The organism is Arthrobacter sp. D3-16 (assembly GCF_054408515.1).
This window is the reverse complement of the sequence record NZ_CP096437.1, coordinates 1523515-1539093: the sequence shown is the minus strand read 5'-3', so window position 1 is coordinate 1539093 and position 15579 is coordinate 1523515. Positions and strand designations below refer to the sequence as shown.

The 15579-nt window shown below is 63.6% G+C and carries 10 protein-coding genes; 4 read left to right on the top strand and 6 right to left on the bottom strand.

Annotated elements, in window-relative coordinates; all coding sequences use genetic code 11:
- The first annotated feature begins 19 nt into the window (after positions 1–19).
- Positions 20–4120 (top strand): FtsK/SpoIIIE domain-containing protein, encoded by a 4101-nt coding sequence (locus M1D32_RS07370; protein WP_458781613.1) that lies wholly within the window; start codon positions 20–22, stop codon positions 4118–4120.
- 84 nt (positions 4121–4204) lie between these two features.
- Here the strand turns inward: M1D32_RS07370 and M1D32_RS07365 are convergent, their stop codons facing one another.
- On the bottom strand, positions 4205–4579 hold the full coding sequence (locus tag M1D32_RS07365) for a hypothetical protein (RefSeq protein ID WP_458782126.1): 375 nt from the start codon (positions 4577–4579) through the stop codon (positions 4205–4207).
- A 339-nt stretch (positions 4580–4918) separates the two neighbouring features.
- Between M1D32_RS07365 and M1D32_RS07360 the strand changes: the two genes are divergently transcribed.
- Positions 4919–5167: a WhiB family transcriptional regulator gene (locus tag M1D32_RS07360; protein WP_015937605.1), complete on the top strand. Its 249-nt coding sequence runs from the start codon at positions 4919–4921 to the stop codon at positions 5165–5167.
- Between the two features lie 85 nt (positions 5168–5252).
- On the opposite strand, the gene M1D32_RS07355 is transcribed toward M1D32_RS07360, so the two are convergent.
- Genes M1D32_RS07355 through M1D32_RS07340 form a run of 4 tightly spaced genes read right to left on the bottom strand, consistent with a single transcriptional unit; the run spans position 5253 to position 13607 of the window.
- Positions 5253–6719 carry a sensor histidine kinase gene (locus M1D32_RS07355; RefSeq protein ID WP_458781612.1) on the bottom strand — a complete coding sequence of 489 codons (1467 nt, stop codon included), beginning with the start codon at positions 6717–6719 and terminating at the stop codon, positions 5253–5255.
- Positions 6720–6747: 28 nt separating this feature from the next.
- Positions 6748–11601, bottom strand: coding sequence for an NAD-glutamate dehydrogenase (locus M1D32_RS07350; RefSeq protein WP_458781611.1), 4854 nt, complete (start codon positions 11599–11601; stop codon positions 6748–6750).
- 57 nt (positions 11602–11658) lie between these two features.
- Positions 11659–12966 carry an AAA family ATPase gene (locus M1D32_RS07345; protein WP_458781610.1) on the bottom strand — a complete coding sequence of 436 codons (1308 nt, stop codon included), beginning with the start codon at positions 12964–12966 and terminating at the stop codon, positions 11659–11661.
- Entirely contained in the window at positions 12963–13607 is a 645-nt protein-coding gene (locus M1D32_RS07340) for a hypothetical protein (RefSeq protein ID WP_458781609.1), read from the bottom strand. The genes M1D32_RS07345 and M1D32_RS07340 overlap by 4 nt, the downstream gene beginning before the upstream one ends.
- Positions 13608–13760: 153 nt before the next feature.
- Between M1D32_RS07340 and M1D32_RS07335 the strand changes: the two genes are divergently transcribed.
- On the top strand, positions 13761–13976 hold the full coding sequence (locus tag M1D32_RS07335) for a helix-turn-helix domain-containing protein (protein WP_045729765.1): 216 nt from the start codon (positions 13761–13763) through the stop codon (positions 13974–13976).
- Positions 13977–14035: 59 nt separating this feature from the next.
- Here the strand turns inward: M1D32_RS07335 and M1D32_RS07330 are convergent, their stop codons facing one another.
- Positions 14036–14605, bottom strand: coding sequence for a hypothetical protein (locus tag M1D32_RS07330; RefSeq protein WP_458781608.1), 570 nt, complete (start codon positions 14603–14605; stop codon positions 14036–14038).
- A 140-nt stretch (positions 14606–14745) separates the two neighbouring features.
- On the opposite strand from M1D32_RS07330, the gene M1D32_RS07325 reads away from it, so the two are divergent.
- Positions 14746–15516 (top strand): LysM peptidoglycan-binding domain-containing protein, encoded by a 771-nt coding sequence (locus M1D32_RS07325; RefSeq protein ID WP_458781607.1) that lies wholly within the window; start codon positions 14746–14748, stop codon positions 15514–15516.
- The last annotated feature ends 63 nt before the right edge of the window (positions 15517–15579 follow it).

Below are 15579 nucleotides of genomic sequence, written 5' to 3'. Positions count from 1 at the left end.
GCCGTGAGGATCTGTACCGATGAAACTCCATTGCACACTCGTCCGCAGCCCGGGGTCCGGGCGGCAGGAATCTCCACTCGAACTGACCATCAATGCGCCCGAAGGGACCACCGGAGCGGACATTCATGACCAACTGATCCATAAGTTCGGGACGGGTCCGATCTCCATCCAGGGCAAAGACATCGCTTCCATGAACGTGGGCACGGCCCCACTGGTGAACGGTGCCATTCTCGTGGATGGGGCTTGCCAGCGAACGGCACTGAAGGCGCGACGACGGATGCCTGGTGACGACGCCCAGCTCGCCCTGGCGGTCCATACCGGCGTCGGGGCGGGCACGGTAGTGCCGTTGCGGCGAGGCTCCTACACAATCGGCCGGAGCGGAACCCGCATCGTGATCCCCGACCCCGAACTTTCCCGCGAACACGCCCGCCTCGTCGTCACCGAGACGGACATCATGATCATTGACCTGGACAGCGCCAACGGCATCCACGTCGACGGCGAACGGGTCCGCAACGCCATTGTTTCCACTGAGTCAAGCATCCGGTGCGGCAACACAACGATGTCGCTGGTTTTTATGGACCTGACTGGCAAAACGCTGGCCGACGCCGGGACTTCCACCCAGCAGCCCCTTATCATTTCAGGCCGAACGGACACAGGCAATAGGGGGTTGCTCCTGTTGACGGCAGTTCTTCCCCTACTGATCGGGATAGGACTCGCCGTGATCACCGGCATGTGGATGTTCCTGGCCTTTGCCGCCGCCTCGGCAGTATCCGTCCTTGTCCCTCTCGCCTCGGGACGGCGGCAGCGCCATGACCTCGCAAAAGCCGTCGCAGCCGCCGTGGCAGAAGACCGGGAACGACGACGACGGTCCGGCCCGTCCCTGGCGATCCTTGCGCTGGCCGTAACTCAAAACCAGGGCACCACCGCCGGTTCCCCTGGCGAGGGCGGGGTTTGGCTGCGGCTCGGGGAAACCCCGCAGCCAGCCAACGTGAAAGTCGAGCCCGCTACCTCATGGGTGAGCCCTCCCTGCCTGGACGCGGTTCCCGTGACCTTGGATCCGGCAATGTTCACAACATTTCACGGTTCAGACCAGGTGGCTGATGGCCTCATCCGGTCCCTTCTAATGCAGCTTGCAGGCTACCCTCGAGGCCGCGGCACACGAATCGTCATTTACGGCGAAGCAGGTCGCCTTCCTTTGGCTGCCCGGTACTTGCCCGGCGCCACTCTCACCACTTCTGCGGCCGACATAGTTCCCATCCTCAATGAGGGCTTTGGGCGGGCCTACCAACACGGCGCACTCCTGCTGCTTTCAACTTCCACTGCAGAGGACGACGCCGGCACCGCTGGCGAAACTGCGGCGGCACTCGGTTGGCAGGTCCTGAAGTTTTCGACTGCAGAAAGCGCCGGCACCTGCGATGTGGAACTTACCGAGCGGAAATCCCTCCTGCGGCTCGTGGCCGGCGACGTTGCATTCGTCCCGGATCTGGCACCGGAAGAAGTATTCATGAATTTCTGCAGACGGCTGGCCGTGCATCCGGAACGGCGCGATAACGAGGAGGCGGCTGTCCCCATTGCCTGTTCACTCCCGGAGGTGCTGTCGCTCTTTCCGCCCCACACTGCTGCCCGATGGAAAGCGAGCGCCCGGAACCACGGCCTGCATGTTCCGCTGGGGCTCAGTTCCAAGGGAGCACGCACCCTGGACCTCCAGGCCGACGGCCCCCACCTGCTGGTCGCGGGCACAACCGGCTCCGGCAAATCTGAGCTGCTCCGGACCCTAACCTTGGCTTTGGCGCTCAGTCACCCACCGGACCGGGTAAATTTCCTCTTCGTCGATTTCAAGGGCGGCTCCGGGCTCGGTCCCCTCACGGAACTGGTCCACTGTGTCGGGCTGCTGACCGACTTGTCCACGCACGAACTCGAACGCACCCTTACTTCCCTCCGCGCGGAAATCCGTTTGCGCGAGGAGGCTCTCGCTTCCGCCCTGGTCCCGGACCTCGCCGCATACCGATCCACCGGCGCTTCACAGAACTTCCCACTCCCCCATCTGGTCATCGTCATCGATGAGTTCCGCATGCTCGTGGATGATGCCCCGGATGTACTCCGCGAGCTACTGCGGATCGCGGCAATTGGGCGTTCGCTTGGAATTCATCTGGTCATGGCCACCCAACGGCCACAGGGGGCCCTCACTGCGGATATACGGGCGAATGTCACCTCAAGCATTGCCCTGAGGGTGCAATCGGAGATGGAGTCCACAGACATCATCAACTCCAAAGCTGCCGCCGGCATCAGCGTTGATGCGCCCGGGCGGGCCTTCCTGGCGCGCGGCACGGAGGCTCCCCAGGAATTCCAGACCGCATCCGTAGGAAGAATCCACGGGGCGTCCCGCCCTGCGGGTACCGTCAAGGTAGAGCTCGCCGTGGACTGCCTTGCCTCAGCTGAGGGGGGCGCGCCAGAAGCTCGCTTCCCGTCCGGACAAACACCCGCTGAGGCGGCAGCCCCGCTGGTGGCAATGGTTCGTGATCTGTGGTGTGAACTGAAGGGACCACCGCCGAGACTGCCGGTTGCCCCTCCCCTCCCTTCGCACCTGTCTGCGCTTCCCGAAGCCACTGCGGCATCTCCAGGAGACAACCACAGGAGCGGCGAATGGTCGCTTACGCTCGGACTGCTCGACCTGCCGGAGAAACAAAGAGTGGTACCCCTTACGTGGCATCCGGCCAAGGACAGTCACCTTGCCCTCATCGGTACTCCGTCTTCCGGTGCCACGGAAGCCCTCGAGGTGGCTGTGATGCAGTTGCTACTCAGCCCAGTCGAAGCACACGGCTACATCCTGGATGCGGGTGGTACTTTCCTGACTTTGGCCGGGCACCCCGCCATTGGCGCACATGCAGGCGTGCATGAACTGCGGCGGGCCGTCCGGGTACTCGAGCGCCTAAAGAAAGAGTTGGCACGCCGGTTGGGCCAAGGTGGCGGCCAAGGCGAAGTGCCCTTGGTGCTCATCATCTCCGGATGGGGTTCCTGGGTTTCCGCATTCCGGGCCGGTCCTTTGGCCTGGGCCGAAGATCTCGTCCAGGACCTGGCCCGTGATGGCAGGCAGGCAGGGATTATCGTGATTGCCGCCGGCGATCGTGACCTCGTCAACTCCAGGGCACTGTCGGCATTTCCCAACCGCTTCTACTTCCCCGCCGGTTCCAACGCGGACAGCCGAATTGCATGGCCACGAATGCCGGCCACTGAGGAGCTTAAGGGGCGCGCCGTGGTGTTCGGTCCGATGGCCGGAGCAGTGCCTGCCGTTTGCCAGCTGTACAACCAGCAGCACCGGGATTCGCGAGCGGCGGCCTGCGTCCCAAAAAGGGTCGAGGGGGTGGATGGCCCGGAGTGCGTTGAGAGGATGAACGGCCGGGAGAACCGGGAAAGGGCGGCGAGTCGACTGGCCAAACGCCCCTTCCGGATTCAACAACTTCCGGCGCTTGTGCCAGCCTCGAAATTAAGGGCAATGAGACTTTCAGGCCCCGGCGCACAGGACCTGACGGAGTTGGGCACATCGCAACGCACTCGGGGTGGCACCGGGTTGCAGGACATCCTCATTGGCATTGGCGGTGATGAACTTGAGCCAACCTTCTGCAGGCTGCAGCCGGCAGGGGTGTTCAGTGTCCTGGGTGGTCCGGGCGCAGGGAAAAGCAACTTCCTTCGCGCCCTGCCGGTCATGAATTCCGAAAGCCTCCAATGGCTCTGTCCCCAGGATGGCACCGACCTCCGCGACTTCTGGGAACGATCGCTTGCCACCGCTGCAGCAGGTGAAACACCAAAGGGTACGGTGGCGCTGGTCGATGACGCCGACCTTCTCCCCGCCGAAGCCATCCGGGACTTGTCGGATTTCAATGCCCTGGGGCACCCAGTCGTCCTTACAGCGACCTACAGCCCAATGCTCCTGCAGCGCGTGCCACTGGTCATGCGCTCCCGTTCGGCGGGCACCGGCCTCCTGCTTGCACCCCGTTCCCTGTCCGATGGTGATCTCTTCGGTGTCCGGTTCGAGGTGGAGGCCGGTGCACCACCGGGCAGGGGAATCCTCATCGCGCAAGGCGTCGCGCGGAGCATCCAGGCGGGCTGGGCCGGGCAGTGAGCCCCACCTGCCACGGGCCGGGGTCAGGCTCCCCAAGGGAATCAGGAGCAGTGGCCAGACCAGAAGAGGTACCCGGCGCGGGCATCAGAGGGCCGGCGTCGCGCTTCCGGTACGGGACGCGAAGCTGATGACTTTATTGTGGAACAGAAGCACGATTGCCGTGGCAGCGGGGACCAGCATCGCCAATCCAGCCAAAGGAAGACCACCGGTCAGCGTGGGAAATCCGATGGTCAGAACGAACAACTGGGCCACCAACGCGGCTGCCCTGGTCCATCGATAACCACGGTAAAGGAACACCGCAACCGAATAGAGCCAGGCTGAAAAGGCCAGAAGCAGCGCAAGGGTGAACACTGCACCCCAGAACGAAAGAACAGGGCTGCCTGCTGCCAACTGGTAGCCGTACCAGGCAGCAGCCAACAGCAGGGCTGTCGCCTCCACCGCCACAATCAGTGCCACCACGAGGACAGCTGCCGGCCGTGCCGGGAGGGCAGCGTCCGCCGGCTGCTCCGGGTTATGGCCTTCCGAAGGGTTCGGCGGGTCAGTAGGGTATACAGGGGCTCTTGACACACTCGCACCCTACCGGACATAGTCGGACAGTGGTGAGGGCCAGTACCGCCACTGTGACGTATCGCTCAGCGTTCCCGGGATTTCAAGCCTTATTACCCCTTGTTTACACAGCGTTAACATGACAGGCTTGATTCAGATGACCAACGGGGCCCTGCCGGGCCCCTTTCCTTTGTAGCTACTAGTGAATAATTTCACAAAGGGCTTTTCCCAGAAATGGAGCAACTGATCAGCATGGATTGGCGTAACCGCGCAGCGTGCCTCGAAAAGGACCCGGAACTGTTCTTCCCCGTAGGGAACACAGGCCCGGCGCTCCTGCAGATTGAGGAAGCGAAAAGCGTCTGCCGTCGGTGCCCGGTAGTGGACACCTGCCTGCAGTGGGCTCTCGAGTCGGGCCAGGACGCCGGCGTCTGGGGCGGGATGAGCGAAGACGAGCGCCGCGCCCTGAAGCGACGGGCAGCGCGCGCCCGCCGGGCTTCCTGATTCCATCAGGCACGCAGGCATAAGCTGAAACACCAAAAGGCCCTGGCCGCAACCTGCAAGGTTGCCGCCAGGGCCTTTCGGTGTCCTACTTCGCGGCCAGGCTGAGCCGTATCTGAACGGCAGTACCGCCGCCCTCGCGCGGCTGCCACTGAATGGTGCCGCCGAGTTCGCTGGTCACCAAGGTGCGCACGATCTGCAGCCCCAGGCCCTCAACATGGGGTGTGTCGGGCAGGCCCACGCCGTCATCGGCAATGGTGACCGTCAGCTCCTCTCCGTCGTCGCCTTCGGAACGGTCAGCCAGAAGCCACACTGTGCCCGTCCGCCCCTCAAGGCCATGCTCAACTGCGTTGGTAACCAGTTCATTGATGACCAGCGCCAGCGGAGTGGCGAAGTCACTGGGCAGCTCGCCGAACATGCCCGAACGCTCGGTCCGCACCTGCTGCGATGGCGAGGCTACTTCAGCGGACAGCCGGAACTGCCGCCCGATCAGCTCATCGAAGTCCACGCTCTGCGTCAGGCCCTGGGACAGGGTTTCGTGGACCAGCGCGATGGTGGCCACCCGGCGCATCGCCTGCTCCAGTCCCTGTTTCGCCTCGTCGCTGACCATGCGGCGGGACTGCATGCGCAACAGCGCTGCAACGGTCTGCAAATTGTTCTTGACCCGGTGATGGATTTCGCGGATGGTGGCGTCCTTGGTCACCAACTCCATCTCCCGCCGGCGCAGTTCGGACACATCGCGGCAAAGAACCAGCGCACCGAAGCGCTGCTGCTCATCACGCAGCGGGATCGCCCGCAGCGACAGGCTCACCCCGCGGGATTCAATTTCGCTGCGCCAGGGCATCCGGCCCGTAACCACCAGGGGCAAGGTTTCGTCCACCATACGGCGGTCCTTGAGCAGGCTCGCAGTGACCTCGGCCAGCGAGCGGCCCTCCAGTGATTCACCGTCGCCGAGGCGCCGGAAAGCCGAGACACCGTTGGGGCTGGCGTACTGGACGATGCCCTCGGCGTCAAGCCTGATCAACCCGTCCCCCACACGGGGGGCGCCGCGGCGGGAACCCGTTGGTGACGCGAAGTCCGGCCACAACCCAAGGGTGCCCATCCGCAGAAGGTCATAGGCGCACTGCCGGTACGTCAGCTCCAGCCGCGACGGCATGCGCGAGCTCGACAGGTCCATGTGCGTGGTGACAACGGCCAGGGTGCGGCCGTTCCGGACCATGGGTACGGCCTCGACCCGCAACGCCATGTCACTGCTCCAGTTGGTTTCGCTGGAGCGTTCGATGGAGCGGCTGTTCCAGGCCTTGTCCACGAGGGGCTGGAGATCCGAGCGGATCGGTTCGCCCACGAAGTCGCCGTGGAACACTGTATGGGTGGTGGAGGGCCGGACATGCGCCAGCGCCACGTACCCGTGGTCCGGGTGGGGGAACCAGAGCGCCAGGTCCGCGAATGCCAGGTCCGCGACCATTTGCCAGTCCCCCACCAGGAGGTGCAGCCATTCGGCATCCCCCGGCCCGAAATCAGCATGTTCCCTGATGGGGTCCGTAAAGATTGCCACTGCACCTCCATTTGCGACGCCGGACTCGCTAGCGTCGAACGATTGACCTCAAGAGCCTCAATGCTACCGACAGTGAGGCCATGTCGTCGGCCTCGAGGGCATTGACCTCATCAAACATACTCTTCGCCCGGGCCAGCTGCTCCGCGTTCAGGGCCTCCCAATCCTTCAGCCGCGCCTCCGGGGAGTCGGCAGCATCGGTGGCGTCCAGCACCGCCGTCGTCATGTCCGAGATGGTGGAATACAGGTCATCACGCAGGGCTGCCCGGGCCAGCGCCTGCCACCGGTCCTGCCGCGGAAGGCTGCTGATACGTTCGAGCAGGGAGTCCGCGTGGAACCGGTTGAAGACGGTGTAGTAGACGGCCGCAATCTCCTCCACCGGGTCTTTGCGGACGCGGGCGATCTTTGCGACGTCCAGCAGGACAAAGCTTTCGAAGAGCTCCGCCCACCGCAGGGCGAGTCCGTCCGGCAACTCCCATTCGCGCGCTTTCTCCAGCCAGCTGGCAACCCTGTCCCGGTCATCGCCGCGCAGGTAGTCCAGCAGGCGGGCCCGCATGGGATCCATCAGTGGTTTGAATTCACCCACGACGTTGGCAATAGGCCGGGAGACGCTGCCCTGCCCCAACAGCCAGCGGACAGCACGGTCCAGCAACCGCCGGATGTCCAGGTGGACGGTGCTCCAGTGCTCGGTGGGGAACGACGCTGGCAGGCTGTTCAGTTCCTCGACCATTACGTCGAGCTCGTAAACCTCCCTCAGGGCAACGAACGCCTTGGCGACAGCAACCTCGGAGGCCGACGTTTCTTCCATGGTCCGGAACGCGAACGTAATGCCGCCCATGTTGATCATGTCGTTTGCCACAACGGTTGCGATGATTTCGCGGCGCAGCGGATGGGTGTCCAGCTCCGCGTCAAACCGTTCGCGCAACTGCTCCGGGAAGTAGGCCCGCAGCGTCTTCCTGAACCAGGGGTCATCAGCAAGGTCGCTGTCGCGCAGTGCGGAGGTCAGCTCGATCTTGGCATAGGCCGCCAGCACGGACAGCTCCGGAGAAGTCAGGCCCTGCCCCTGCTGCAGCCGCTCCCTCAGCACCTCCGTGGTGGGAAGCGCCTCCAGCTCACGGTTCAGGTCGGCCTTCTTTTCCAGCCAGTCCATCAGCCGTTCGTAGCTCGGGCTCCACTCGGCCACACGCGTACGGTCGTTCAGCAGCAGGATGTTCTGGTCGATGTTGTCTTCCAGCACCAGCCGGCCCACCTCATCAGTCATCGATGCGAGGAAGCCGGCGCGCTCTTCGGCGCTCAGCTTCCCTGCCGCAACCATCCGGTCCACAAAGATCTTGATGTTGACCTCATGGTCGGAGCAGTCGACGCCGGCAGAGTTGTCGATGGCATCGGTGTTGAGAATGACCCCCTGCAAGGCTGCCTCGATGCGGCCGCGCTGCGTCATGCCCAGGTTTCCACCCTCGCCCACCACCTTGACGCGCAGGTCCCTGCCGTCAACGCGGATGGCATCGTTGGCTTTGTCCCCCACGGAGGCGTTGGACTCGGTGCTCGCCTTGACGTAGGTTCCGATGCCGCCGTTGTAGAGGAGGTCGGCCGGAGCCAACAGGATGGCACGCAGGAGTTCCGGCGGGCTGAGTTCCGTCGTTTCGGCGGGAAGCCCCAGGGCGACGCGTACCTGGGCGGAAACGGGTATCGATTTCGCTTGGCGGGGGAACACTCCGCCGCCTTCGCTGATGAGGGACTTGTTGTAGTCGTCCCACGATGACCTCGGCAGCTCGAACAACCGCTGCCGCTCCACGAAGGAGGTTTCTTCGTCCGGGTTGGGGTCCAGGAAGATGTGGCGGTGATCGAAGGCTGCGAGGAGCCGGATGTGGCGCGAGAGGAGCATGCCGTTGCCGAACACGTCGCCGGACATGTCACCCACTCCCACCACTGTGAACGGCTGGGTCTGCGTGTCCAGGTCAAGCTCGCTGAAGTGGCGCTTCACGGATTCCCACGCACCCCGGGCGGTGATGCCCATCGCCTTGTGGTCGTAGCCCACGGACCCGCCGGAAGCGAACGCGTCGCCGAGCCAGAACCCGTATTCCTTGGCCAGCCCGTTCGCGATGTCGGAGAACGTCGCGGTTCCCTTGTCGGCCGCCACCACGAGGTAGGAATCGTCGTCGTCGTGCCTGATAACGTCCGACGGCGGCACCAGCCTTTCGCCGTCACCCTCCGTGACGAGGTTGTCAGTGATGTCGAGGAGGCCGCGGATGAAGGTCTTGTAGCTTTCGACGCCTTCGGCCATCCAGGCGGACCGGTCAACGGTGGGGTCGGGAAGCTGCTTGGCGAAGAAGCCGCCCTTGGCCCCGGTGGGCACGATGACGGCGTTCTTGACGGTCTGTGCCTTGACCAGGCCCAGGACTTCGGTGCGGAAATCCTCGCGGCGGTCGGACCAGCGCAGCCCGCCGCGGGCCACCTTGCCGAAGCGGAGGTGGACGCCCTCCACACGGGGTGCATAGACCCAGATTTCGAACATGGGGCGGGGGAAAGGCAGCCCCTCAATCCGGGCCGGATCGAGTTTGAAGCTGAGGTGGGGCTTGTACTGGTAAAAGTTGGTCCGCAGCGTGGACTCGATCAGGTTCACGAAGGTCCGCAGTACCCGGTCGGCGTCGAGCGTGGCCACCTTTTCGATGGCCGCTGCCAATTCTTCATGCACGGAAGTTTGCGCCGCCAGGCGTGCTTCGACGTTGAGGGAAGGATCAAAGCGGGCGGCGAAGAGCGCACTCAGCCCCTTGGTCACGTCCGGATTCGCGAGCAGGGTGTCCGCCATAAAACCGAAGGAGTTGGCATTGCCCATCTGGCGCATGTAGCGGGCGTAGGCGCGCAGAATCGTAATCTGGCGCCACTGCAGGCCCTCACGCAGGACCAGCCTGTCAAAGGCATCCGATTCAGCGGCGCCGGTAACAGCAGCGGAGAAGGAATCAGCCAGCAGCTGGCCCGTCGACACAGGATCAACCCCCGCGGGGTACTTCAACCCCAGGTCGTAAAGGAAGAAATCCCTTCGGTCCGCAGTCTCGATCTCGAACGGCCGCTCGTCCAGCACCTCCAGGCCAAGGTTATGGAAGAAGGGCAGGATCTGGCTCAGGCTCTTGGGCTCCAGCATGTAGAGCTTGACGCGGGCGTCTTCCTCCAGCGTTGCCCCCGCCCCCTCCGGGAGGTAGACATGCACGCCTGGCCGTTCCTGCTTGGCACCGGCAGCCCGCTCCGCCGCCGCGCCGTATTTCTCGAAGCGGGCGATGTCTTCAAGGGCGTCCTCAACTTCGTAATCCACGCGGTAGCTTGCGGGGAAGGCCTCCGACCAGATGGCTGCCAGTTCCTTGGCCTCTGCAACGTCCCGCCCTTCACGAAGGACTTCGGCAATGCCTTCGCTCCAGGAGCGGGCGGCACGCACCAGCCGTTTTTCCAGTTCCTCGGCGTTGACGTTGCTGACGTCTGCACCCTTGGGCAGGCGGATACGGAAGAACAGCCGCGCGAGTGCCGATTCCGTCATGCGTGCTTCGTAGTCGATGGACACCGCCTGGAACGTCTCGCGCAGTTCCTGCTCGATGCGGAGCCGGACGTTGGTGGTGTACCTGTCCCTGGGAAGATAGACGACGGCGGACATAAACCGGCCATAGATATCAGGCCGCAGGAAAAGCCGGGTGCGCCTGCGCTCCTGCAGCTTTTGGATGCCAAGGGCAGTGGCGGCAAGGTCCGGAACCTCGATTTGGAAGAGTTCGTCCCTGGGATATGTCTCCAGGATTCCCAGCAGATCCTTTCCTGAGTGGGAATCCGGCGGGAAGCCTGCGCTGCTCAGGACTGCGTCGACCTTCTCCCGGACGATGGGAATGTTACGGACGGAGCCGGTGTAGGCGCTGGTGGCGAAGAGACCAATGAAGCGCCGCTCCCCGTTGACGTTACCTGCAGAGTCAAAACTCTTGACCCCGATGTAGTCGAGGTATGCCGACCGGTGGACGGTGGAGCGGGAATTTGCCTTGGTGATAACGAGGGCGCGCTTTTCGCGTGCTTTTTTCCGGCCTGTATCTGTGAGGTGCTGGATGTGGGGTGAGTCCGCCGCTGCGCGCAGCAATCCCAGGCCGCTGTCTTCCCGCAGCTCCAGGACATCTTCCCCGCCCACGTTGACCAGGTCGTACTCCCGGTAACCGAGGAAGGTGAAGTTTCCATCGTCGAGCCAGCGAAGGAGGTCCTGGGCCTGCCTAAGCTCAGCGATTTGCGCCGGATTCGCGACCTTGTCCAGGCTTTCGGCGATCTGCAGCGCCTTTTGGCGCATGTGCGGCCAGTCTTCAACCGCTGCACGGACATCGCTCAGTACCCGCTGCAGGCCTTCCAGCAGCGTTGCCTTGGCTTCATCGGATACGCGGTTTATTTCGACGGCGATCCATGATTCCATGTGCGAGGCGTTTTCACCTTGCGCGATGAGATGGGACAGGTTGGGCATGGCAGCGGTATCACCGCTGGAGATGCCCAGGTGTGAGGGGACCTTGTTGACCTCGACCAGGGTGCCCGTTTCCCTGTTACGGGTGGCCACGAAAAGGGGGTGGACCACCAGCCGGATGGCAGCATGCTGCCGGACCAGTTCGGCGTTGACCGAGTCTACAAGGAAGGGCATGTCGTCGGTTACCACGAAGACCACGCTGCTGTCTTCCTCATCAACGATGGAGATATTTGCATGGCCCGGTTTCCGCACCGCGGCGCCGTCCCGGTGTGCTTCCGCACGTGCGGTCAGTACGTCTCCCGGATAACTCCGCGCGTCCTCTTCGGCTAGATGCTGATAGTAGTCCCCGATAAAGCCCTCATGGCCTTCGATCGAAAGGGGCTGATCCTCCACGCTGGATCCAGACGACATCGACACACGCCTCCATCACAAGATTCTCGCTGCTTCCTTGCAGCTCTTACGGCGAGCCTAGTCTTTTAGTTTGCGCCCTGCTGTGGAAGAAAATACAGAGGTTTTGGACTTTTGTTGGACGGGTGCACAAACAAGGTCTGCGATGGCGCGGCGGAGAGGCGATTCGGGCGCCGCTTCGAGCAGCAGGGATCCTCCTAGCAGTGCCGCGTCTGCTGCCGCGTTGTCCTCTGGAAGGAAAGCCTTGAGTTCCGATGCCGGGCCGAACCTTTCCCACGCGTCCCGCAATTGCCGCTCTGGGCCCCTGCCCACTGAGGAAGCGCGGACCTTGTTCATCACCACGACGGGCGCGGCCTGTGGAACGGCGCTCTCAAGCTCAGCCAAACCCCGCACCAGTCGTGGCACGCCGACGGGATCGGCGGCACCAACAGCGAAAACAGTGTCAGCCAGCTCCAAAGAACGCAGGGTGGCCGCGTTTCTGCGGGGAGCCATGGTGTCGAAACTCAGCTCCTCGTCAGCCTCAAGGCAGAACCCAGTGTCCACCACAACCACCTCTGCAACCTGTTTCGCCCGTTCCAGGACGATGGCAAGCGCGGATGCCCGGAGCTCCGTCCACCGGTCCGCCCGGGTGATTCCCGTGAGGACCCGGAAAGGACCGAGCTTCGTGGCGATCGGCGTGGCCACCCTCCGCAGCGCCTCCGCGTCCAGCAGCCCCTGGTCAGCGAGCCTGCATGCCTGCGCCAGGCCGGCGGACTCGTCCATCAGGCCAAGCACAGCGGCTATGCTCGCACCATAGCTGTCGGCGTCGACGAGGATAACAGACTTTCCTTCGGCAGCCAGTTCGCCCGCGATGTTCGCCGCAACGACGGTCCGTCCCGGCGCCCCGACAGGGCCCCATACCGCGATGATCCGCCCCGGCCCTGGTTCCTCCCGGGTGCTTGGTGGTTGCACCGGGACAGGGTTGAGGGCAGCGCCCGTGTCGGCGGCACCGCTCCAGTGCGCGCCCCGGGGTTCGTCACCGGTCAGCTGGGCCACTGCCTCCGCAATCCTGTCCGACAGGACCGCCGATTCCACACCGGTCAGGGCCGAAGCCACTCCTATCCCCCGTAGTCTTGCCGCTTCGTCAGCCGAATCGGTGAGGGCAATAATGGCCACACCAACCGCTCCCAGCCGGTCCACCAGGGAAGCGGTCAGACCCTCGCAGCCTTCGGCAACCACCGCGGCCCTCGCCAGGCCGCTCTGGCACGCGGCCAGTAATTCGGGCAGTTCTGCGCACCGTCGGACCACTGTGACCGGACCGTGCAGGCGCTCCAGTCCGCCGACCAAATCCTCACGGCTCTGCCCGACGGTGACGACCGGAATGCTCATCGGGCGCCGCCTCCGGGGTTCCAGACCACCGAGATCTTTGCTTCATTCGCCTGTGCTCCAAGCAGGCCGGGCATCTGGCTGTCCTCCACCAGCACCATCAACACAGTGGTCCGGGACGAGCCCAGCGAAGTGGAGCCAGCCGTTACTTCCGCAATTTCAGCGCTCGGCAGGAGAAGCTTCGGCTCGCTGAAACCGTTGCGGGCGTCCGGCTGGGCTACCCAAACATCGACCCTGGCGCCTGCCACTGCCTGCGCCGGCAGGGTCTCCTCGATTGTTAAGGCAACGGGTTTGCGGTCCAGTTGGTCCACTGCACCGAGGCTTGCCCGGGGAACGAGTTGATCCTTGCCAATCCTTTGCACTGCAACTACGTTCTCCGGCAGTCCAGATTCGGCGGTAATGTATTGCGCCTCCGTCTCCCCCAGCCTGACTTTGGCCCGGACGACGTTCTCGGACGTCAGCCTTTCGCCCACGGCTATGCCGTCGCGGGCCGCATAAACCTCCGTGGTCCGGTCGGCGCTTCCCACCAGGAACACGACGCCCGCCACCGAGGCCAGCACAAGGAGAACACCGACCAGCAAGCGGGGATCCTTCCATGAAGGCCGCTTCAGCCTTGCCGCCGTGGCAGATGACTCTGGAACCATTACCGCTTCTCCCCCCATGGGCACCGTGACGCCCGCTGTGTCCCGACTCCTCATTGTTACGGCAAGGAGGCAGGAACAAAAGACAAAAGTTCAAACAAGGCCAAATTGTGGATAACAGCAGCAAACTCCCCGTTCCGGTGGCAAAATGGAGGTATGCCCAGGTTTCTTACACTCGCAGACGTCGCCGAGCAGCTCCAGATCAATTCTCCAGCTGCCTACGCTCTGGTCCGGAGCGGAGAGCTCAAGGCTATCCAGGTTGGCGGCCGAGGCCAGTGGCGGGTCGAAGAAAAGATGCTTGAGCAGTACATCGAGGAACGGTATGCCGAAGCAAGCCGAATGATCCAGGAATCCAAGTCGAAGTCAGTCTGAATCTCTCCCTGCTTGGCGCTCGCGGACTTCGTGTGCCGCTCCACCCTTGGTGCGCATCGCTAGAGCTCACTGGTCCGCCGTGACCTGACCGCAGCCAGTGCAGCGAAGGGAATGGTTGCGATCTGGTGGACGTGGTGGCTGCGGCGCACCTCCCCGGGAGTGAGGACAGCAAAGTCAACGTAGTCCCTTCCCACCCGGTCGATAACTCCTGCCAGCCGCACCACTCCGCCCGCATTTCCGATGAGGACTGACAGCTCGGCGCGGTCCCGGGCCATCCCGCGAAGGGCGCCAGCAAGCCCTATCCCCCGGCGCACGGCGGAGGTTTCGGCCTGTGAGAGCCGGCCCAGTCCTACATAGCGCACCGCTGCGGTGTAAGGAATGAGCAGCTGGTGCTGTTCTTCATCCAGCACCAATGCCTCCCCGCCGGCGTGGGAAAGCGTGCCGCTAAAAGACTCCCCCGCTGCGAGGTAGACGGTTAGCCGGCAGCCCACAATTGCCCGCAACCGGTCGGCCAGTTCCAGACCCACCATCTCCGCACGCGCCCGCTCGTTGACTTCGGCATCAAGGGCCAGTCGGTCCGCCTCCGCAAATTGGCTTTCGAGGTCAGTAAAGAGTGCATCCCAGCGCATCCGGCCAGAGTAGGGCCCCAGCCGTGACCAGGTCAACGACGAGGACCTTTTCTCTCCAACGTATGGACAAAGCTAGAAGAAGAGGAGCAAACTAGCTATATCAATGCCAAAAGGCATCAAACTGCATCAAGAGGATACCAATGACACAACCAGCAGAACCGGTCCGGCCCGCCGATGCCATCACTGTGGCGGCCATACTGCTGCTGGGCGTCCTGCTTTTTGCCGTGGGTTCCGGGATACTCGGGCAATGGCAGCTGTCTTCGGCTCGGCAGCAGGGACTCTCTCCGGAGCACCTTCTTGGCGCCGCCGCGGCGGCCGGCGGGGCCGCTTTGGTGGGCTGGTGGCTTGTTGCATTTGTCTTTGCAGGAGCCACCGTTTTTCTGGAGCGCAACGGCAGGACCCGCGCGGCCGCAGCGACCCGGAACCTGTCCCCCGCCTTAATGCGGCGGCTCGTGCTTGCTGCGCTTTCGGTTCAGCTGCTGTCCGGTCCAGCCGCACATGCCGGCGCGATTCTGCCCGGACCGGAGTGGACTCCCGCGCAGTCCCGGGTAGCATCCGCTCCTGCAAGTGCCGGGCCGCTGGCAGTGGAGGAACGCCCGGAGAACCCTGCAACTCAGCCATTAGATATTGACCCGGGGTGGCAGCCGGCTGCCCCTGTTGCCGGCCCTGGATTGCTGGCTGCTCCTGCAGTCCGCGCAGTCGAGCAGGCAGGAATCGAAACCGAGGCTGTGGCTGTCCTGGCGGGAGACACACTGTGGGATATCGCTGCGCAGGCGATGGGACCAGGGGCCTCGGACGTCGAGATCGCAATGGAATGGCCCCGGTGGTACGAGGCCAACCGGGCCGTCATCGGCCAGAATCCCGACGTTCTGCTCCCGGGACAAATTCTTCAGCCGCCTTCCGCAGCATAACGGCAGCCAGCCACCGAAAATTTCAGCCACCAATTAAGGGGAAAGCAATGACTGCAACCACGC